At 49.3% G+C, this 21,246-nt stretch carries 18 protein-coding genes and 1 tRNA gene; 10 read left to right on the plus strand and 9 right to left on the minus strand.

What is annotated here, in order from left to right; genetic code table 11:
* The first annotated feature begins 438 nt into the window (after positions 1-438).
* The 6 genes from ACN4EK_RS11305 (at position 439) to ACN4EK_RS11330 (ending at position 9,871) form a co-directional block, all read left to right on the plus strand.
* A complete protein-coding gene (locus ACN4EK_RS11305) occupies positions 439-2,274 on the plus strand; it encodes an NAD(P)H-quinone oxidoreductase subunit F (protein ID WP_431657975.1) in 1,836 nt (611 codons plus the stop codon).
* A gap of 66 nt (positions 2,275-2,340) precedes the next feature.
* A complete protein-coding gene (locus ACN4EK_RS11310; RefSeq protein WP_431657976.1) occupies positions 2,341-3,864 on the plus strand; it encodes an NADH-quinone oxidoreductase subunit M in 1,524 nt (507 codons plus the stop codon).
* Positions 3,865-3,962: 98 nt separating this feature from the next.
* Positions 3,963-5,108, plus strand: a complete 1,146-nt coding sequence (locus tag ACN4EK_RS11315; RefSeq protein WP_431657977.1) for a CO2 hydration protein — start codon at positions 3,963-3,965, stop codon at positions 5,106-5,108.
* A gap of 422 nt (positions 5,109-5,530) precedes the next feature.
* Positions 5,531-7,372 (plus strand): sensor histidine kinase, encoded by a 1,842-nt coding sequence (locus tag ACN4EK_RS11320; protein WP_431657978.1) that lies wholly within the window; start codon positions 5,531-5,533, stop codon positions 7,370-7,372.
* 439 nt (positions 7,373-7,811) lie between these two features.
* Positions 7,812-8,420 carry a DUF3038 domain-containing protein gene (locus ACN4EK_RS11325; RefSeq protein ID WP_431657979.1) on the plus strand — a complete coding sequence of 203 codons (609 nt, stop codon included), beginning with the start codon at positions 7,812-7,814 and terminating at the stop codon, positions 8,418-8,420.
* Positions 8,417-9,871, plus strand: coding sequence for a DUF4335 domain-containing protein (locus tag ACN4EK_RS11330; protein ID WP_431657980.1), 1,455 nt, complete (start codon positions 8,417-8,419; stop codon positions 9,869-9,871). The genes ACN4EK_RS11325 and ACN4EK_RS11330 overlap by 4 nt, the downstream gene beginning before the upstream one ends.
* Before the next feature lie 160 nt (positions 9,872-10,031).
* Here the strand turns inward: ACN4EK_RS11330 and sufU are convergent, their stop codons facing one another.
* The 8 genes from sufU to ACN4EK_RS11370 all read right to left on the minus strand — a co-directional run bounded on the left by sufU (position 10,032) and on the right by ACN4EK_RS11370 (position 17,161).
* A complete protein-coding gene (gene sufU / locus ACN4EK_RS11335) occupies positions 10,032-10,508 on the minus strand; it encodes a Fe-S cluster assembly sulfur transfer protein SufU (protein ID WP_431657981.1) in 477 nt (158 codons plus the stop codon).
* Between the two features lie 173 nt (positions 10,509-10,681).
* On the minus strand, positions 10,682-11,191 hold the full coding sequence (locus ACN4EK_RS11340; RefSeq protein ID WP_431657982.1) for a hypothetical protein: 510 nt from the start codon (positions 11,189-11,191) through the stop codon (positions 10,682-10,684).
* A gap of 663 nt (positions 11,192-11,854) precedes the next feature.
* The gene (locus ACN4EK_RS11345; protein ID WP_431657983.1) at positions 11,855-12,478 is read right to left on the minus strand and encodes an HD domain-containing protein; all 624 of its coding nucleotides are present in this window, start codon (positions 12,476-12,478) and stop codon (positions 11,855-11,857) included.
* Positions 12,444-13,217 carry a type I methionyl aminopeptidase gene (gene map, locus ACN4EK_RS11350; protein ID WP_431657984.1) on the minus strand — a complete coding sequence of 258 codons (774 nt, stop codon included), beginning with the start codon at positions 13,215-13,217 and terminating at the stop codon, positions 12,444-12,446. The genes ACN4EK_RS11345 and map overlap by 35 nt, the downstream gene beginning before the upstream one ends.
* 54 nt (positions 13,218-13,271) lie before the next feature.
* Entirely contained in the window at positions 13,272-14,024 is a 753-nt protein-coding gene (locus ACN4EK_RS11355; protein WP_431657985.1) for a nucleotidyltransferase domain-containing protein, read from the minus strand.
* Between the two features lie 524 nt (positions 14,025-14,548).
* Positions 14,549-14,935, minus strand: coding sequence for a hypothetical protein (locus ACN4EK_RS11360; RefSeq protein WP_431657986.1), 387 nt, complete (start codon positions 14,933-14,935; stop codon positions 14,549-14,551).
* A 33-nt stretch (positions 14,936-14,968) separates the two neighbouring features.
* Complete coding sequence (locus ACN4EK_RS11365) at positions 14,969-15,910, minus strand: nucleotidyltransferase domain-containing protein (RefSeq protein WP_431657987.1); 942 nt, start codon at positions 15,908-15,910, stop codon at positions 14,969-14,971.
* Positions 15,911-15,985: 75 nt separating this feature from the next.
* Entirely contained in the window at positions 15,986-17,161 is a 1,176-nt protein-coding gene (locus ACN4EK_RS11370) for an NAD(P)/FAD-dependent oxidoreductase (RefSeq protein ID WP_431657988.1), read from the minus strand.
* Between the two features lie 97 nt (positions 17,162-17,258).
* Here ACN4EK_RS11370 and ACN4EK_RS11375 point away from each other — a divergent pair, with 97 nt between their 5' ends.
* The 4 genes from ACN4EK_RS11375 (at position 17,259) to ACN4EK_RS11390 (ending at position 20,863) form a co-directional block, all read left to right on the plus strand.
* Positions 17,259-18,464, plus strand: a complete 1,206-nt coding sequence (locus ACN4EK_RS11375; RefSeq protein WP_431657989.1) for a BMP family ABC transporter substrate-binding protein — start codon at positions 17,259-17,261, stop codon at positions 18,462-18,464.
* Positions 18,464-19,186: a TIGR02117 family protein gene (locus ACN4EK_RS11380; protein WP_431657990.1), complete on the plus strand. Its 723-nt coding sequence runs from the start codon at positions 18,464-18,466 to the stop codon at positions 19,184-19,186. The genes ACN4EK_RS11375 and ACN4EK_RS11380 overlap by 1 nt, the downstream gene beginning before the upstream one ends.
* A gap of 121 nt (positions 19,187-19,307) precedes the next feature.
* Positions 19,308-19,733, plus strand: coding sequence for a photosystem I reaction center subunit II PsaD (gene psaD, locus ACN4EK_RS11385; RefSeq protein WP_431657991.1), 426 nt, complete (start codon positions 19,308-19,310; stop codon positions 19,731-19,733).
* A gap of 425 nt (positions 19,734-20,158) precedes the next feature.
* Positions 20,159-20,863 (plus strand): PHP domain-containing protein, encoded by a 705-nt coding sequence (locus ACN4EK_RS11390; RefSeq protein WP_431657992.1) that lies wholly within the window; start codon positions 20,159-20,161, stop codon positions 20,861-20,863.
* A 17-nt stretch (positions 20,864-20,880) separates the two neighbouring features.
* Here the strand turns inward: ACN4EK_RS11390 and ACN4EK_RS11395 are convergent.
* A tRNA-Arg gene (locus tag ACN4EK_RS11395) sits at positions 20,881-20,953 on the minus strand.
* Positions 20,954-21,246: the final 293 nt, after the last annotated feature.

The raw sequence follows: 21,246 nt of genomic DNA on the forward strand, positions 1-21,246 counted from the left end.
CAGGACGAAATTGCTAGCCTGACTGGGTTTGGATGGAACCCTCGATCGAGCTAATATCTGCCTAAACATTGTTCTGACTAACTAAAACCCCTGAGCTATCAATGGTTTCAGATCAGCCCAAACTTGATGGATGATTGCTCACGATTCGAGTTCTCACCTCGTTCATCATAAACCTTTTTGGTAACCAACTTAATCAGATTCTTACTTAAATATAAATTACACTTATATATAAAAGTTCGTGTTTCTCCATGATTGTTTTTCTGGTTGAAACGTTTTATGGTTGAGGCATTACGGAATTGTCTGAAATTGGTATTAAGGTTTGTTAAATAATTTTTAACTGGAAGCAATTCTTACTTTTCGTCCCTTAGCTAGATGGCTCTAGAGACGGTTTCATTGATATTCAGGATTCATCTGTTTGAGCGTTAACAATTAGTTTCAATGCAACAGTTTTTTCTGCAAACCAGTTGGTGGATTCCTTGTTATGGCTTGCTTGGTGCTGTCATAACCTTACCGTGGGCGATTGGGCTTGTCCGCCGAACCGGTTCCCGTCCCGCCGCGTACCTTAACCTGTTAATGACCGTTCTGGCATTAGTGCATGGCGCGATCGCGTTTCAAAGCAGTTTGGGGCAGAACGGTCAAGTCGTGGTCAGCCATTGGTTGCAAGCCGCCGACCTCGATATCACCTTTACGCTGGATTACTCCTCCGTTAGTTTAGGAGCGGCAGAACTCGTTACCGGACTGAGCCTATTCGCCCAGTTTTTTGCCCTGGGATATATGGAAAAGGATTGGGCACTGGCTCGGTTCTTTGGCTTGATGGGCTTTTTTGAAGGAGCCATGACGGGTCTGGCATTAAGTGATTCACTGTTCCTGACCTATGCCCTCCTGGAAATGTTAACGCTGTCTACCTACTTGCTTGTCGGGTTCTGGTATGCCCAGCCCCTGGTGGTCACGGCTGCCCGCGATGCCTTTTTAACCAAACGAGTTGGCGATGTCCTCCTGTTAATGGGAGTTGTGGCATTAGCGACCTTCTCTGGCACGTTTAGCTTTACAGAACTGGCAGATTGGGTAGAAACGGCTGACCTTTCTCCTACGACCGCCAATCTATTGGGGTTAGCTCTGATTGCGGGGCCTGTTGGGAAGTGTGCCCAATTCCCCCTACATGCGTGGTTGGATGAAGCGATGGAAGGTCCCAATCCGGCTTCAATTTTGCGGAACTCGGTGGTGGTGGGATGTGGAGCGTATGTGCTGATCAAACTTCAGCCCGTACTAATTTTATCTCCGGTTGCCTCTATGACCCTGGTGGGATTAGGTACCCTCACCGCGATCGGGGGTTCACTGGTGGCGATCGCCCAAATTGATATCAAGCGATCGTTGTCCTATTCAACCAGTGTGTATCTAGGGCTGGTCTTTATTGCGATCGGGATGCAATGGACTGGGTTTGCTCTATTGCTACTCCTAACCCACGGCATTGCCAAAGCGCTCCTATTTATGAGTACCGGGTCGATCATTATCACGACTAGCAGCCAGGATGTGACGGAAATGGGGGGGCTATGGTCTCGAATGCCAGCAACCACAACCGCCTTTATCGTCGGTGCCGCTGGTTTGATTGGTCTATTCCCGCTCGGTGGCTTCTGGGCAATGCGGCAAGGCATCAACGCCTTCTGGTATGGCGACCCCTGGTTAGTCGGAGTTCTGCTGGTTGTTAATGCGTTAACGGCGCATAATCTGGTGCGGATCTTCCGGTTAGTGTTTTTAGGCGAACCGAAGCCCAAAACTCGCCGGACACCAGAAGTCCCCTGGACAATGGCAGTCCCGATGGTGACGCTGACTGTATTTACGCTGCTAGTACCAGTGATTCTGCAATACCTATCGCTGCTCCCAGACTGGATGTATATGAACTGGGAAGGGTCGGGACTCTTAGTTTTGTCTGGGGTATTGGGCTGTATTTCTGGGGCAGTGATTCACTTAAACCGCGCCTGGAGCCGACCGGTGCAAACGCCATTACGGTTCATTCAAGACCTGTTAGCCTACGACTTCTATATTGACCATCTGTACCGAGTCACGGTTGTCTGGGCAGTCAACTCGATCTCTCGGTTGAGTTATTGGTTCGATCGCTATGTGGTCGATGGTGCTGTGAATTTCGTCGGGCTAGCCTCCATCTTTAGTGGAGAAAGCCTGAAGTATAGTATCTCCGGGCAATCTCAGTTCTATTTGCTCACAATTTTGCTGGGCATTAGTGTCCTGGGCATTGTACTGACCTACTCTCTGTGGTAGTTGCCCAGCCTGCCTTAACCCATCATCTACTTACATCAGTCAACCGCCCTTTTATTCCTTCGCCCTATGCTCAGTGCCCTGATTTGGTTACCAGTGCTTGGAGCCATTTTGATTGGCTTATTGCCTGCCGCGATCGCCGATAAACATGCCCGCTCAGTTGCCTTAGGCTTTACTGGGCTAACCTTTACGCTATCGGTCTTACTATTAAATCAATTCGACAGTAGTAGCATCGGTTTGCAGTTTCAGGAACTGTTGCCCTGGATTGAACCCCTCGGATTAAGCTATCAGCTAGGGCTGGACGGACTCTCCTTACCATTGGTGGTGTTGAATGGCTTGCTCACCTGTATTGCGATTTATAGTAGCGCCCCCTCCACACAACGCCCCAAACTTTACTACATCTTGCTATTGCTGCTGAATGCTGGCGTGGCTGGAGCCTTTCTGGCGCAGAACTTGTTGCTGTTTTTCCTGTTCTATGAAGTCGAACTGATTCCCTTATACTTCCTGATCGCCATCTGGGGAGGTGCCCGGAGAGGCTATGCCGCCACCAAGTTTTTGATCTACACCGCCCTATCTGGCATTTTAATTCTGGCGGCATTTTTAGGTGCAACCTGGCTCAGCCATGCCCCAAGTTTTGAGTATGGGGAAATTCATACCCAGATATTACCGATCAAAACTCAGCTTATTTTGCTAGGCGTGTTGCTGGTTGGCTTTGGCATCAAAATTCCCCTGGTTCCCTTTCATACCTGGCTACCTGATGCCCACGTCGAGGCTTCTACCCCAATTTCGGTGCTGCTCGCTGGGGTGTTACTGAAGTTGGGCACGTATGGACTATTGCGGTTTGGGTTGGGCTTATTTCCAGATGCCTGGACAATTCTGGCTCCGGGTTTAGCAATTTGGGCAGTGGTGAGCGTCCTGTATGGAGCGTTTACCGCGATCGCGCAAACGGATATGAAAAAGATGGTGGCCTATAGCTCGATCGGTCACATGGGCTATATTCTGCTGGCGGCAGCCGCGGCTACTCCCCTCAGCATCCTCGGCACCATTTTTCAGATGATTAGTCACGGGTTAATTTCTGGCTTGCTGTTTTTGCTAGTTGGGGTGGTTTATCAGAAAACCGGCACTCGTGACATTAATGTTTTGCGGGGACTGTTAGCCCCTGAGCGCGGATTGCCCGTGATTGGTAGTTTGATGGTGGTTGGAGTGATGGCAAGTGCTGGAATTCCTGGCATGATGGGCTTCATCTCGGAATTTATGATTTTCCGCGCCAGTTTCCCAGTGTTTCCCGTTCAAACCCTACTATCCATGATCGGAACTGGTTTAACGGCGGTTTACTTCCTGCTCTTAGTCAACCGCACCTTTTTCGGTCGCTTACCCGAGCAATTCTCGAATTTGCCTCAGGTTTATTGGTCAGAGCGAATTCCGGCGGTGATTCTTGCCATTCTGATTGTGGCATTAGGACTACAACCCAGTTGGTTAGTGCGGTGGACAGAAACGACCACAACCGCCTTACTCGCTCCACCTGCCGTAATTGCCACGACCCCAGCCCCAGTTGCGATCGCTCATCCATCCCTGCCCGTTCCTAACCCGTAGCAACTTTGGGGAGCCCTAGAACTGTCTTTCTTGCTTCCCTATCGTCCTTATCTTGATTACCTTCCCCACTCTTCCCATTCGCGAATCCCCTTAGCACTATGGTCAGTACCCACGATCGTCCGGTATCCACGCATCCACTCGCTGATATTATTTACCGACTGGAAACGGGTGGAGCCCTTTTACCCGAGTCTCCCGATAATGTGCTGGAAGTGGTTGGGATTCTGAAGAGCTATGGGGTCGTGCTGGATGCCTACTGGCAAAACCTGACCTATATTTCTGAGCATCAATTCCTGGTGCTATTTCCGTTCTTCAAGTATTTCAATGGTGAGGTGTCCTTCAACAAGTTAATGCGACATTGGTGGCACGATCGCATTAATTATGAATTTGCAGAGTATTGCATGAAGGCGATGCTCTGGCATGGGGGTGGCAAACTGGATGAGTATCTGGATACCCCTGAATTTAGCCAACGAGCACAAGCGGCGATTCAAGCCAAACTGAGTGGTAATTTCCTCATGCAAGGCGTGGGCACAGTATTTCCAGATTTTCTACCGGAGCAAGTGCGACAACTTGCCTACTACAGTGCTTTAGGGCAGTTCTGGAATGTCATGAGTGCCATGTTCCTGAACTTGTCCGATCGCTACGATCGCGGAGAAATCACCACAATTCAAGATGTGGTCAACCATGTGCTGAATGGCTTGGTGGCAGCGGCAAATAAACCCATTACCTATGCTGTAGAAGTCAAAGGAAAAACCTACGAAATTATTCCCAAGTCGGCAGGGCTAACTTTCCTGATGGATACAGCAGTGCCCTACGTGGAAGCTGTTTTTTTCCGGTCATTTCCGTTTATGGGTACGGTATCCTACAATGCCCAGGCCTACCAAATTCCACCGGATCAGGCTCGCTTTACCTATGGAGCGCTCTATGCTGACCCCTTACCGATCGGAGGAGCCGGAATTCCCCCTACTCTGCTGATGCAGGACATGCGCCACTTCTTGCCATCCTATCTCCGCGAGTTTTATCAACAGCATTCCATCCGGGGAGAAACGGATCTCCGGGTCAGAATCTGTGTCAGTTTCCAAAAATCTATGTTTTGTGTCACGACCGCTGCCATTTTAGGATTGTTGCCCCACGCATTAGACACCACCGATCCCAAAGAGCAACGCGCCAATCGTAAATACTTAGAAGGCTGGATGACTCGCCTGTTAAACTCGCGGCTGTCGAATGTGCAGGTATGTGAGGTTTAAACACCGTGTAAAGTTTCACGCGGCTACCGTAACACCAATCCGCCCAGTGGGCATGCTGACATCAGCCAAGATGATATATACTTAAGCTCTCTTCAGGGAATATGGTGCAATTAACCTCCATGAGTCCTGATACCATTGCGTATATACTGTCAGGTTCTGTGCTCAACGGTTCATCCTTGCTTTCACCTTCTTCGTTAAGATCGCCATAATTAGGGGTATCAACCGTATCGTGTGCTGCACGTACTATTCGTGATACTTTGAGGGACTTTTTGTCCGAAACTATGGACCCGATTCACCCTTCCAGTCCCACTGAGACAGATCTCAGAACGTCATCGAACCGCTCAAAACCTGCTGCTAAATCTAAACGACGGCACTCTGAACCTCAGCCATCCAGACCTCCCCAGGATGAGGAGATTCAACAGTTGAAGGTCGAGCTGGCGATCGCTCAAATTGGCATTAAAATTCATCAGTCTCAGTTGCTCAAGCCGCTGCTGGAAACAGCCGTTACTGAAGTGCGCCAATTTCTTCAGGTCGATCGTGTATTGATCTGGCGACTCAGACAAAAGTGGCGAGGCTCGGTTGCCGTTGAGTCAGTTGCTCCTGATTGGAAATCCCTTTTAGGGAAATCGGTGGCTGATGCCTGTTTGCTGAAGTCTCAGGGAGAACCTAACTCTCCAGCCAGCATCACCGCGATCGCGGATATTCAGACCGCCGACCTATCGCCCCATCAACGGCGGGTACTGACCAATCTCCAGGCTCAAGCCGTTCTAATTGTGCCCATTCCTCGCGGTTCTGCTCCGTTAGACCTGGTGACAGAGGCAGCCCATCCGCCGATCTGGGGCTTACTGGTCGCGCACCATTGTCAAGCACCTCGCGTCTGGCATTCCTACGAAATTCAAGGGTTGCGGCAGCTAGCCGAGCAGATTGGGATTGCGATCGCCCAGGCGGACTTCTTCCAACAGCAACAACGGTTAAACGCCAATTTAGAACGCCAGATTCAAAAGCGCAGCGCTCAGTTACAACTGGCATCGGAGTTTGAAGCGACCTTGAAGCGGCTGACTGATCGGGTACGCGATAGCCTGAATGAAGATCAAATTTTACAAACGGCAGTGCGGGAAGTAGCCATTACCACCGGAGCGATCGGCTGTAATGCCTCGTTATATGACCTGGAACGTCGCACATCGACCATTCGCTACGAATACACGAACGATTTAGCCCCATTTCAGGGGCGGATCGTCAAGATGAACAATTACCCGGAAGGTTATGAGCAACTGTTGCGCGGACAGTATTTTCAGTTTTGCTCACTGTTACCCAATCCGGTACGGGGTCAGGTGGCGATGCTTGCCTGCCCGATTCTAGATGACCAGGGCGTGTTAGGAGATCTCTGGTTAATTAGCCAAAGTTACCATGCCTTCAATGAACAGGATATTCGCCTGGTACAGCAAGTGGCGAACCAATGCGCGATCGCGATTCGCCAAGCCCGCTTATATCAAAAAGCCCAGGCGCAGGTGGCAGAACTAGAGAAATTGAATCGGCTGAAGGATGACTTTCTCAGCACCGTTTCCCACGAACTGCGCACCCCGATGTCTAACATCAAACTCGCAACCCAGATGTTAGAAATCCATCTGCAACGCCTGAATTTATTTGATCAGGCACATCCGTTAACGAAATATTTCCGCATCCTCAATGCTGAGTGCCAACGCGAAATTAATCTGATCAACGATTTACTGGATCTATCCCGGTTAGAGAGTAAGCACGAGCCACTCAATTTAATGCCGGTGGCGTTGCAAACCTGGATTCCGTTCCATGTGCAGCCATTTATCGAACGTGCCCATAGTCAAAATCAGGAATTACAAGTTCAAGTGGCGAATACTCTGCCGCCCTTAATCACAGACCCCCATTGTCTAGAGCGGATTTTAAGTGAATTACTGAATAATGCCTGTAAATATACCCCTGCCCACGAGCAAATTACCGTCTCTGCCGTGGCAACCCCCGATCGCATTCAACTCCAGGTCAGCAATTCGGGAGTAGAAATCTCTGCCACTGAACTCGATCGCGTATTTGATAAGTTCTATCGCATTCCCAACAATGATCCCTGGCGACATGGGGGCACTGGCTTAGGACTGGCACTCGTGAAAAAGTTGGTCGAAACCTTAAATGGCAGGATTGAAGCCAGCAGCCGCAATCGGTTGACCTGCTTTATGGTAGAGCTACCTATAAAATCCGATTTGGAGTTAGCCCCAATCACTTCCCGGTCGCTATAGCGATCCGATGGGGATTGTGAAGAGTTCCAAGGAAACCGCTTTCACCAACCCCCCGTTACTTCACTAATGATTTAGCCCTGCGATCGCAGTTAACTGATGCGGTGTCCTGATTTTTGGGCAAGTTTAAAGGGGAAGCATTCCCTCGATCGCCCGACGAACCAGATCACGAAATCTCGATAGGATGGCTATAGAGGAATCCGGAATTCTTTAACTAGGTTGATCCATCCTGGAGAGACTAGGTGTAGGGTGTAAGGATTATTATCAGGAACCTCTGATGAATTTTTGTCGTGATGTGATGTAGAACCGAGAAATCGTACACTATAAGGTTGCAAGTTCTAAATACTCCGAGGTAGTTCTGAACTACTTACGCCCAGGCGCTGAGTCGAATTAATACCTGCCTGCCTACAACTCAGTTGAGTTTTGTCCCTTCGTGAATGTCATGCAATTGAACAGTCTACCTGCCCAGCCAAGCATCCCGTACATTTTAGAGAGTCTGCCCAATCCACCCCTGGCAGAGGAGTCTTGCCCTCGGCGGGCACGTACCCATATTGACCTCATGCTGTTGGCGATCGAAGCCCTAGAGCTGGGTAGCTCCGAAGCCATTTTGATGATGGCACACGAATTGGAACTTCAAGAGATTATTAAGAACCGGGTGACGTTATGGCGGTTACGAAATACCAATCCCTTACGACGATTTAATCAGCGGCGTGGGCTGTCGTTAGTCGAAGGGAAGGCATTAGTTGTGGTCGGGTGTCATTTAGCCAAGCGCTTAACTGTGCTAATTCGCCAATTACTGATGGCACACCAGCAACTGACTGAGAAGAACCTATCCATGGAACATCACTTCCGACTGAATGATTATTTAGAACGGTTTCGCGCCCACTTTCGATCGCGGATGAACCCTCGTCGGGCCGCCGTAGCCGCCTATGAATCGGATGAAAAGCTGAATCAGTTAGCGATGGATTTACTCGCGCAGTTGTTATTTTGTACAGGAACCTATGGGATGCAGCGGTTTTGGGTCAGTTTATTTGATGGGGAGGTAGCATGACCATTCAACGTCAATACAGCCTACCCAACTGCACCCTGATTTTAGAAGGATTAGGGGATAGTGCGGCAGCGATCGCGGCTCAGCCCGACCCTCGCCCTCTGATGTCGATTTTAATCAACGCCGAATGCTATCTGTCTGGGCAAGAAAAACCCCTCAGTGGTGGTCGAGAGTTTTTTGAGGCACTGGTGAAAACCGTAAACCACTATACCCAGGAATTATTAAGTGGTTTACATAGTCACCTGTCCACCAAGGATGAAACCGCGCTAATTCAGTTGCAACAGGTGAGCCACCAAATTCATCGCTTAAGTGTGCGATCGCCCATGGCGACCCCCAGTCCGGAGGGCACAGTCCAGGCGACCCAGCAGATCAACTTAAGTACGGTGCAACTGTTTGATCTGGTAGAAGCGATCGATCAGTTTTTGGCAGATTCGCGTACCCTACCCGATCTAGCCTTTAACTTACAGCCTCTCTCCAGACGATCAATTGCCCGACCGGTTAGTGTCTCTAAACAAGTTGTGCCCGCCGCGATCGGCTTATCGGGTTTGGCGGCGGCGGCGGTAGCCCTGTCATTTTTGGGAGTGCCTAAAGTCAAGGAACCGACCTGTTTACGTCCCGAGGATCCCGCCTGCGAAGCCTTTAAGACAGCCAGCACGACTCCAGGGGCTTCTCCCTCTCCAAATGGCTCCCCTAAACCAATCTCGACCCAGACCCCGAGCGATGCGGCTAGCCCCAGTCCCACCGCCAGCCCTGATCCGCAACTGGCGGCATTGGCAGTCCCGTTAACGGAGTCGCCTGAGATTAACGATCCGACGGAGGTTGAAACTTTACGCCAGCAGCTTTTTGACAAGATCGACCAGGCATGGCAATCGCGATCGATTCCACAAGATCTGGTGTATCGGTTAGGAGTCCGCGAGAACGGTGACATTATCGGTTACAAGCCCGTCAATCCAGCCGCCGCCAGCTATGCCAAACAAACACCGTTGCTAGATTTGTTAACCATCCCAGCTCCCGAGAGTAGTCCTTCCAGTGAACCCCTGGCGCAATATAAGGTGCTGTTTACTGCCAGTGGTGGCTTAGAGGTCGATTCCTGGAAAGACGTGATGGCAGAACCAGTTGCTGGCACTGGCACCGAGATTACCGAAACTGCCCAGTTGGAGGAGATTTTACCCAGGCTTCAGGAGCAAATTAACCAAAACTGGGAAGGTACTCCTACCTTTAGTGAAGACTTAGTTTACCGGGTGCGCGTAAAACCAGACGGCACGATCGTTGGGTATCAACCCGACAATCAGGCGGCAACAGAGCAAGTACAAGACACTCCCTTTGCCAAGTTGGGTAGACCAGAGGCAGATGGTAATACTGGATCTGCACAGGAGCCGTTCGCGTTGTTTAAAGTGGTGTTTGTGTCACCAAATGGACGGGTTGAAATTAGTCCCTGGCGTGGTTGGCAGTAGGTTCAATCACCATCTGGACTGCCCCCCAACCCCCAATTCTGGGGAAGCCGAACCTTAAAGTCCCCCAGAATTGGGGGATTCAGGGGGCGATCTGAGTGAATCGTGTCCTTAAGTCAGTGCTATTCACCCATGTCTGGCTCTTTGGTCAGGTTAATTTAAGCTACTCGTTACTGACAAAATCATCAGGTTGTCCATTCTCGGCTACCTCTAAAGCCGCTTTTAACGTATGCCAGGTGAGGGTGGCACACTTAATTCGCACTGGAAACTGCGATACACCCTGCATCACATTCAGTTTACGAAACTCCTGGGGAAACTCTGCCTGCCCCTGCATCATGGTCTGAAACCGTTGCACCATTTCCAGAGCTTCAGCGATCGGGCGACCCGTTAAGGCTTCCGCCATCAGATCCGCCGAAGCCATGGCGATCGCACAGCCTTCCCCTTCAAACTTTACGGCTTCGATCGTATCGCCAGCCGCATTTAATTTCAGGGTGAGTTCGATCGTGTCACCACAGGAGGGATTATGTCCTTTTTGATAGCGATCGACCGGATCGGTCTTGCCTCGATGGCGAGGTTTTTTGTAGCGCTCTAAAATGACTTGCTGGTAAAGATCGCGAAGATTCCCTAAAGAAGACGACATGAGTCAGCCAGGTTAAAGATTGTTCATATTCTTCATCCTAGCAAGAATAGCCCCATGCCGTTGGTTAGCCACCCAGAATCATGCATCAATTAAACATAAATGATGCAGGTTAAAGAAATTTCTCTATCCTGCATCAGAAACGTTATGAAGGAGAAAATCACATGACCCGATGACTAAATACTCGATCGCCCCAGACGATCCGTTAATTTAAACAGAGTTAAACCCGCCGTTAGCTTAATCAGTTCTAACACCCAATAGCTCACATGAAGTTGATCCATGCCCGTGGGAATTGCGGCAGTTGGAGCGAATAAATTCAAATGGGCACCGAGGGCACTCATGTGAGGAGTTAACCAATAGGTGTCAACACAAACAATTCCTAATAGCAAAATGGCAAGAAAACTGATGATTTCATGGAATCGTTCACCGATCGCATGGGTGTAACGCAATACAAAAGCAGCCGTTAACACGATCGCGGCACATAATAATTCCAACCGATTGAATACCCAAAACAACGAGTAACCGGCGGAAGCAAATCCTGGCTCAACCATCATGCCAGACAGATAAAGAGAGGGCATAATCACGCCGTCTAAAATTACAGTGCCACTGAGCCAAAACAGCACTGTGAGTGAAAGAATTCTCTGCCATCCAGGGCGAGCGAAATTCTCTTGTGGAACAGTAATCATAGGTTATGACCTCATTCAATCCCTGTCTTCAGCTTATCGAAGCTACTTTCTTATAGGTGAAATGGCATAGAAATATTTACCTAAATTGATAGATGAAAAGCTGCAATCGTTAACCTTTAAAACTGAGTCATTAAGCATCTATTTAAAGCTAATGAGTCTGACAGACGGCTGCCAGACTCATGCTTGAAATGTAATGATTGAAGATAGCAACTAGTAATGGTGTACTCAACAACAATGCTGTAACCCACCAGAACAAACAACGTCCTTCCTTATCCTCCTCCTTAGCACGAATGTACAAAGTCAATAGGTCATAGTGGAAGTGATCAGTTGTGGAAATGTTCAGTGAAAGCAGCCAGTAAACGCTGGCTCAAAATGCGTTACATCAGTTAACGCAGTAGGGTGATATGACGAAGTTTAGTGAACAACTGGTCTACCACAAACCTGGCGGTTACAGTGACCTCGGGAGGGGAGACACAATCCCGAAAGCCTTACCGTTTAAGAGATTCTGCTTCTCTCTGTGTCCTACTTATTAGATTAGCACCAAGTATTTGGCAGAACAGTACCTTTAGCAGAAGTTGATGTGTACTTAAAAAAGTACATATTTGCACAAATTGAGTAACACAAATAGCCGCCTAACGTGGCGGAGCGATCGCTACCTCAACATCAGCCCTCTTGCAAGTAGCCAGCCGCCACGCACTGTTGAATCATCTGTTCAACAAATTCCCATAGGGCAGGCGCACCCGTTTGCAACGGTGACATGCGATGCAAAACTAAATCGCAGGTAATCCCATGTTTGCGCCAGCTATAGCCTTGAGTTTGCCAGTTATTCAGTAGGGGTTGCAGCCGATCGAGACAAGCCGCGAACTGAGCCGCAGGCGTAACCTGAGCTTCAAACTCATCCCAGAGCGATCGCACCTCGATCGCTTGATCCGGTGGCAATAAGCTAAACAGGCGATCGGCAGCTTGCAGTTCCCGTTCTTGCTTGCTCAAATTCCCTTGTATGTCATAGCAGAAGGTATCGCCAGCATCGATCTCGACTAAATCGTGAACCAGCAAGAGCTTGATCACATGCAGTAGATCAACCGGAACAGGGGCATACTCTGCCAGGACGATCGCCATCATGGCAATATGCCAAGAATGTTCAGCCGTATTCTCCTGGCGGGAGGCATCGGTGAGTAGAGTTTGACGCAGGACGGTTTTCAGTTGATCGATTTCGATCACAAACTGAATTTGCTGCGTTAGTCGATCGAGGTCAGGCATCCCCAGGATAGGGGGTGAGGATTTCATAGCCATCGTCGGTGACGGCGATCGTATGTTCAAACTGAGCGGATAGCTTGCGATCCTTGGTAACCGCCGTCCATTCATCATCCAAGACTTCCACTTCCCAGGTGCCCTCGTTGATCATCGGTTCGATCGTGAACACCATGCCGGGACGTAAGCGGCGACCTGTTCCCGCTTTGCCGTAATGGGGGACTTGGGGTGCAGTATGGAAAATATTACTAATTCCATGTCCGACAAAATCTTGCACCACCGAGAATCCTTGCGATTCAGCGTACTCCTGAATGGCGGCTCCAATATCACCAATCTTGGCACCCGGCTTCACCGCTTGAATGCCTAAATACCGACACTTATCCGTGACTTCGACTAAGCGACGGGCGACGGGTGATGGTTCACCAACGAAATACATTTTCGACGTGTCACCGTGATAGCCATCCACAATCAGCGTCACATCAATGTTGATAATATCGCCGTCTTGGAGAATTTGTTTCGCGTTCGGAATGCCGTGACATACCACTTCATTGACGCTAGTACAAATGGATTTGGGAAAGCCTTTATAACCTAAGGGCGCACTTTTCGCTCCCTGTGCCTGCGTCCAGCGTTCGGCTTCATCGTTTAATTCCAGGGTGCTGACTCCTGGTTTTACTAGCGGCTCTAAATGATGTAAAAGTTGCCCTGCCAGATGCCCAGCACGGCGCATTTTTTCGATTTCGCGCTTTGAGAGTAGCGTAATGACTTCTGTTTCCATAGATTTCCATTCTACTGTGTGTGAGAGCGACAGGCTGTAGCCGTGAACAGTTTATCAAGTGGCCAATCGCAGCCGAATCAGCAGGTCATTTAAGGCAGGTTTCGCCGTGGGAGCTTCTGGCAAATGGCTATTTTCACTCGCGGCTTCGAGTTGCTGGATTAGTCGATCGCGTTCCTGCCGATAGAATTCCAGGTCTACCTGGGGCAAAACCGATTTTTCTGCCCCGGCTAACTTTCGAGCAATTAAATCAGGAATGTAGGGCAATCGAAACACCTGATTTAGCGTTAGCAGATTGGCTTCAACTCTGCCAGTTTGCATCAAATAGATACCAGTCAGCAAGACTCGGAAAACATACAACAATGGTTTGACCCGGGGAGGATATTCACGCTCAAACAAACGCCATTGGGTTTGGACAAAGCCGAGATAGTGGTGGCTGTGATACCGAGTGATGCAGCCTTTAGCAATGTCCATTAATTCCATGTGTTCCAGCGTGGTATGGACAACCAAAGGAGAATAAAGTTGCTCTAGCACATAGCCGTTTTTCTTTAACAGCAAGCTAAAAAATTTCTTGATGTCATGGGTGACTAAATCCAGATCCAGCCCATCTTGTAGGGTTGAGACTTCGATCGTTTCGCGTCCAGTTTCTAGACCAACGACTTCGGTCATGGGCAGGATATGCACACCGCGCAAATCGTAGTCCGAATCCGGTGACGGGAAGCCATATAGATGTGCGCCGCTGATTGTGGCAAATAACAGTGGATAGGGTTGGTTAGTCGCGATCGTAAATAAGCGGGGGTCAACAGTCATCGGCTTTCCTATTGCAAGCAAGTGAGTAAACTGGAGATTAAGTGTTGAGTCGATGAACTGCAATGGCGATCGCTTACCTGGATTAGCGACAATCACATTAGAACTGACTACGGAACAACTGTTTAGTTGGTTGAAAATGGCTCTATAAGTACAGGAAAGGCATGATTTGATCCTAATTTTGTCGCGATCGCACTCAAGTTATTTCAACGGTATTCCACCACAATTGATTGTTAACAGTAAATTATCAATCGTAGTTAGTAAAATTACGGAACGTAGCGGCTTACAATCAAATTGTGAGAGTCAACCATTGCATTGTGACTGCTAACAGTACGGAGGGCAATCTGCGACAATCGAATTGTCACGGCTAACCATTGCATTGTGACTGCTAACAGTACGGAGGGCAGCCGCTCCGATTAAATTGCGATCGCTAACCATTAAATGTAGATCAAGTGCAATTTAAAGTTAGTGGGATGCGATTAATGGTACGACCAATTCCAGCTGCGATCGACCAATCAAACACAGATTTAGACTGACTTCCCATGAAGCATGGCTAGCAACTGAGCCACATTTTCAGCTTGAGTTTTCGCCATCTCGGCTTGGACTTTGGCTGTTTCTGCCTGCATTTCAGCCGCAACTACCACTCGGTCTAGACGAATATCGAGCATTCTGCCCTGCTCAGTCAACCGACCAATCTGATCCGTCAAAATCTCTAGTTTTTCTGACAGACGATCGAGCTTTTGATCCTGCTGGCTTGCAGAACGACTCACTTGTTCGGTGAAAATCTCTAATTTCTCGGATAAGCGATCGAGCTTTTGATCCTGCTGACTTGCTGACTGCGCTAACTGCGATGTTGCCTGTAGCAGAGCAGTCAGCAATTCTTGCGGATTAGGTTGGCTCGATGCAGTGCTCATACTGGTAAAATGTTGCGATCACAGGTGATTTTATCACTGTTCCACCATTTGACGACGGGCACGAATCAAGAACAGATTGGCTTGTTCATAATCCGGGCGATCGGGAAGTTGAGTATCAGCAAACGCCCGATCGAAATCTTGATGTAACTGCAATCGCCATGCGTCTACGGCTTCCCAAGTCAGGTGTTCATACTTAATCGCTAATAGTCGATCGCGGTAATCATCGACTCGCACTGGAACCAATCCGTCTCGCAATACCGTAATTCCAGATAACAATAACCGGATCAAATGCATCGCATGTTTCCAGCGAATTTCACCTTTCGTCCGTAAATCCTGCTCCATCTTTTTGAACTGCGAAATCACGTAGCTGTTGTAGGTTTGATAAACCAATTTCGACAGAAAGATGTGACGGATCGACAGTAATTCAGTCGCGATCGAAGATGCCGTTTCAATCAGGGGCGTGTAGAGACATTCCAACACATTAGGATTGGCTTTTAATGCCAAAATCAGGAATTTTTGCAGTTCCCAATAACATTCCTGAGCCGGTTTATTCTCTAACTGTTCTGGCACTCCGTACAATGACCAGTGCAATTCCGCCGGAGGCAGATAAATGCCGCGACGATCGGTATCGGAATGTTCATCATCCAAACCATACGCTCTGGAACCCACGACACAGCGATAGATCACCGAGTCATACAGATTAAAGTCAGCTAACCAATCTTCGGTCGGCTCTAACCCTTCCCGTTGAAAATGCTTACGAATCGTGAATTCATGCCGCCGTAAAGTGATCTCTTGCCCATTCGGTAACCGCACCCGATAGGCATGGGAATTGTCATCCGGCGATCGCACGATCGCGCCCACAGCCCCCTGGGGACAGATCAATTCTGCTGTGTTGCTGAGGATCTCAATGCGGCTGACAACCTGCGTTCCCACAGGCAACACTAAATTCGGATTAACAGCAGTCGGTTTTGGCATCGTCAGTCCCCCCTCTCAACCATCGATTTAGACGAACAGCTACAGCCGGGGGTTCAACAATTTCGGAGGGAGAGATTAGCTAAACCGAGCAGGAGACAATAGGCTCAGGAGTTCATCCTCCTGCCCGATCGCGCTCGCTGCAAAGCGTTGGGCAAGCGGTGGCACGATCGCCAAGGGATTACTAAAACCAGAAAATAGCTGCAAGCCAGTGATGCCGGGAATCTCCCCAATCAGAGGTAAGTGATCATGGCTGAACGCCACCAAACAGTGATGCCAGGTTCCCGGTAAATCTTGTAACGCAGGTAAAATTGCTCCAACTTGCGACCGGATCGCCTGTTCACTCGCCACTGGATCGATCGCTGCCTGAGGATCGGTTAACGTGCGGCTTACCTGTCCCACACGCAGGCTACCATCCAAAAATTGCACTGCTCCGGCATCCAAAATCGGGGGAGCCGGTTCATAACCGGGCTGATCCCATACATGATCCAACTCGGCGGTACTGGCAGAGGCTTCCAGTTGAAACCGTTGGGTTACAGCAGGCATCACCAACGATCGCAGATGCACATCTGCCGACGGCATTTCGATCAATTCGGCATGGGTAAAATAAATCCGCACCGGAATCCCTACCGCTTTTAAGAGCGATCGCGTCAATCCTCCAGTACAAATCGCCACCTGATCACTGACATAGGTTTGCTGACCACAAACCACACCTGCCACGTGATCAACCGTTGGACGGTGCAATCCTGTAACTTGAGCGATCGCCACCTCACCACCCAACTGCTGAAATCCCTGCCTGTAAGCGGCTGCTAACGCGCCTAAGTTGATATGTCCATGTTTAACGGTCAGTGCTGCACCAATTGATTGCGGATATAGTAACGGTTCTAGTTCGCACGCCGCTTGGACTGAGATCAGTGTGGGAGGAATCGCATACTGCTGATAAAACTGTGCCACCGGTTCAGGATCAGTATCCGAAGCGATCGTCAGAATTAGATCCAACTCCCGAAACTCGATCGTAGCTGGCAATTCTTCAGACCGCGATCGATACCACTCAATTCCAGCAGCACACAATTGCCGGGTTAACTCCGTCGTGCCTGCCCAATAGGCAATCCCACCGTAGCCATAACGCGTCGATCCCTGAAGCACCGCATGTTGTTCGAGTAGTAGCACCGCCAAGCCTTGCTGGGCTAATTCGTAAGCTAATGCCACTCCCGTAATTCCCGCGCCCACCACAATCCAGTCATAAGTCTTCATGCTTAAATTGCTTCATTCCTTTTATAGTGATGAGCCGAAACCCCAAAGCTAACGCTTCCCTACTGTACCCTGAGCCGATTTGCCTGAGGAGTTGACGATGAACCATAGTCATTGCCCCCGTCTACGCCGCCGCCAGATCATCCGGAGTTTGCTCGCCACCACTGCCCTGGGTGTCTCATCGCGGCTGTGGACAGGCTGTGCCTCTATCCCCTCGTTAAGCAGTGATGCCGTCAAGAATGACTCCGATCCCAACGCTCAGGATATTACGCTGGGATTTATCTATGCCGGAGCGATTGATGATTCGGGTTGGAACCAAGCCCATCATGAAGGGCAGCAAGGCGTGGCGAAGCTAGCGAAGGTCAAAACCGTGGAGCAAGCCAGTGTCCCCGAAACCAATGCGGTGCAAGCCGTCATGCAGAAGATGATTACCGAAGATCGGGCGAATGCCTTATTCCTCACCTCCTTTGGATATTTCGATCCCCATTTACTCGCGATCGCTGCCCAATATCCTACGGTGCAGTTCTTCCATGCCGGGGCACTTTACGACAGTGGCAAACATCCCCGCAATGTCGGCAGTTATTTCACCTATACCGATGAAGTGCTATACCTGACTGGCATTGTTGCCGCTCAAACCTCTCGTACCGGCAAACTCGGCTTCATTGCAGCCAAACCGTTAGCTTCCGTGTTGCGAAATATCAATAGTTATACGCTGGGGGCAAGAAGTGTACGATCGAATATTACAACTCAGGTTCTGTTCACAGGAGACTGGTCACTGCCGACTCAAGAAGCCAACGCCGCTAATCTCTTAGTCGATCAAGGGGTGGATGTATTAGCCTGCCATGTTGATAGTCCCAAAGTGATTATGCAAACGGCAGAACAACGGGGCGTATTCTGTACGGGCTATCACACCCATCAAGCCCAATTCGCTCCCAAGGGATACCTCACAGGAGCCGAGTGGAACTGGGCAAAACTCTATAGCGACTATGCCCGGTTACTGCAACAAGGTAAAAGCTTAATGAATGGTGGCATTTCCAATCTAGTGCGGGGTGGCTTTAAAAATGAGTACATTAAACTGTCGGATTATGGCTCGGCGGTGAGTAACGCCACGCGCCAAAGTGTCGAAGCCGCGAAAGGCAAACTGAATAGCGGTGATCTGATGATTTATCGCGGTGAAATTCGGGATAACACGGGCAAAGTGGTAATTCCCACCGGACAGGAATATCGACCCAAAGCCAGCGAACTGGAAGCAATGAATTGGTTAGTAGATGGTGCGATCGGCAATCTTAATGCCACGGTGCGCTAATGACACTGCGATGGTTACGCCATGGGAAACGTTGGGGCAGCTATTTAGGCTTAGGTTGCCTGGGATTGATTGCAGTGCTGACGATCGCGGCAATTACCCCCCGCCAGTGGCAGATTCCCCCCAGTCACGATTGTCGTTTCACGATCTATATCACTAGCGATGGTATGCATACGAATTTTTTCGTGCCCGTTCGCACTGCAATCTATGACTGGAGCCAACAGCTTGACCTGGAGGCGATCGGCAATGATGCCGCGACTAATTATCGCTATCTCCAATTCGGTTGGGGCGATCGGCTGTTTTATATGCAAACCCCCTCCTGGCAAGAGGTCAGGCTCACGAATGCCCTCCGCGCCCTGTTTTACTGGCGGAATGCAGCAGCCATCTTTGTCAAAGGTCATGCCACCGCTCCCCAGGTTGGGCATGAGCAGGTCACCTGCCTCCACCTGAGTGCCACCAATTACCTGGCATTAATGCAGTTTCTACAAGCCACCTTCCAAACCGATGCTCAGGGTCAAGTTGACCGTTTAGGCAGTGGTCAGGATCAACAAAGCAGTTTTTATGCCGCCACAGGCTTCTATTCCATCTTGTATACCTGTAATTCCTGGACTGCCGAAGGGTTACGAGCCGCTAACATCAATACTCCTCTCTGGGGAGGATTAGCGCCCCCGATCATGTGGCATCTGCGGAATGGGTGTGAGTGTCACGATCGTCAAGTGCCCTGAATTACCGTCTACACAACCGATTTAACAGAAATACTAACAACTGTTACAGATCTCTACAAACTCGCTAAACGGTGCCATCGTCAGTGATACGATGCCCTAAAACATCGAGAGAGAAATCCAAATGGCAGAAACTCTTTCTGGACAAGCTCCTTTGTTTCCTGGTAGCACGGGCGGTCTTCTAACGAAAGCCTTGGTAGAAGAAAAATATGCGATTACCTGGACTAGCCCTAAAGAGCAAGTATTTGAAATGCCAACTGGCGGTGCAGCTGTGATGCGGCAAGGTGAAAACCTGTTGTATCTGGCTCGCAAAGAGCAATGCATTGCTTTAGGTGGGCAACAACTACGGGCGAAGTTCAAAATCAACGATTACAAAATCTACCGGGTTTATCCCAACGGGGAAATCGAGTACTTACATCCCAAGGATGGAGTCTTCCCTGAAAAGGTGAATGCTGGTCGTGCACAAGTTAACAAAGTCGATCGCAACATTGGTAGCAACCCTGAGCCTGCAAAACTCAAGTTCAGCGGCACCACTACCTACAACGCTTAATCGATTGCTCTATTAAGCAAATTCCCCATAAATCCCTCAGAAAGTCATCTTTTCTGGGGGATTTATTCGCTAATAACTTCACCATCCCATCAGCCGCATCGCCAATCAACTCAACTAACTCGATCGACGATCGCAAGTTGTTCAACCCACCTCTCTACGAGGGTTTAGCCATTCACTCCGAATTAGAAACAGGCTTTTTTCTTTATTTAGAGCAACAACATCAGAGATTATCTTTAGTTATCAACCTATTGCGAAAGTGTGAACAAACCGGGCTAAAGCTTACCGTTAGCCCATCTCCAGCAAATTGATAAATTGGCGACAGAAAAGTCGGTATAAAGCCTCAAGATGAACGAAGGTTAAATTTGTTAAAGTCTGTATATTCGATTTATCCAGACGGGATCAGTCACTCACCCCTTGAGGCTTTTATGGCTGTCAATCTAGCTCAGGCTCCTGTTTTCAAACCTGCCGCTCAGGATGCTTCAGCACTGTGGCGGGTATTTACAACGATCGATGCCGAAAGCTGCCCCACCTCGTTTAACTTTCACATGCACACCGTCTGTTCCGATGGGCGCTTGCATCCAGAGACATTAATGGAGCAGGCGATCGGGATTGGTCTGCGCGGACTGGCAATTACTGATCACCACACTGTAGAGGGCTATCAATTTGCACAAGAGTGGCTGACCAGTTGGCAACACCAACATCCCGATCGTCCCACACCTCGGTTATGGACAGGGATAGAAATTAATGCATCGCTCCTGAATACCGAAGTTCACATCTTAGGCTACGCCTTTAATCCCAACCATTGGGCCATCAGTCCCTACTTGCAAAAAGAGGCGGCGATCGGCGATGACTATCAAGCCATCCGCGTGATTGCCAATATCCATGCTGCCGGTGGTTTAGCTGTATTGGCGCATCCGGTTCGCTATCGCCAATCCCCCGAAGAATTGATTCCAGAGGCAGTACGTCTGGGCATTGATGGGGTAGAAACCTACTATGCCTACGATAATCCCCGTCCCTGGCGCCCCAGCCCCGACCAAACCCAACGGGTGTTAAAACTGACGACTACCTATAAACTGCTAAACACCTGTGGAACCGATACCCACGGGCGCAGCCTGCTACAACGGCTCTAAAGCATTAAATTTCAAAACGGGCTCTACAGGATTCGAACCTGTGACCGATCGCTTAGAAGGCGATTGCTCTATCCACTGAGCTAAGAGCCCACCCATGCATCCCCAAAAATCTTAAGCTAGCCCTTAGGCTGGATACAAGCCCTTAGACCTAATTTAGGATAACCTGAATTCGCAGAATTCAGTGGAATGGGGAGTTTTGCCGCTAGCGAAAAGTTGCTTCAAGCTACCCTGTCGCCGCTCGTTCTGGCAACCAGCAAATTAATCATCGCCAATTCGCTTCCTTCAGGCTATAAGCTTACAGTATCCCTATGCGATCATAATCATGCCAGCTCAAAGAAACTTAAGCTGATCCGAGTTGTGTTCAGTATAGGCATTACATGTTT

The organism is Pantanalinema rosaneae CENA516, assembly GCF_050753385.1.
In the GTDB taxonomy this organism is placed as follows: domain Bacteria; phylum Cyanobacteriota; class Cyanobacteriia; order Leptolyngbyales; family Leptolyngbyaceae; genus Pantanalinema; species Pantanalinema rosaneae.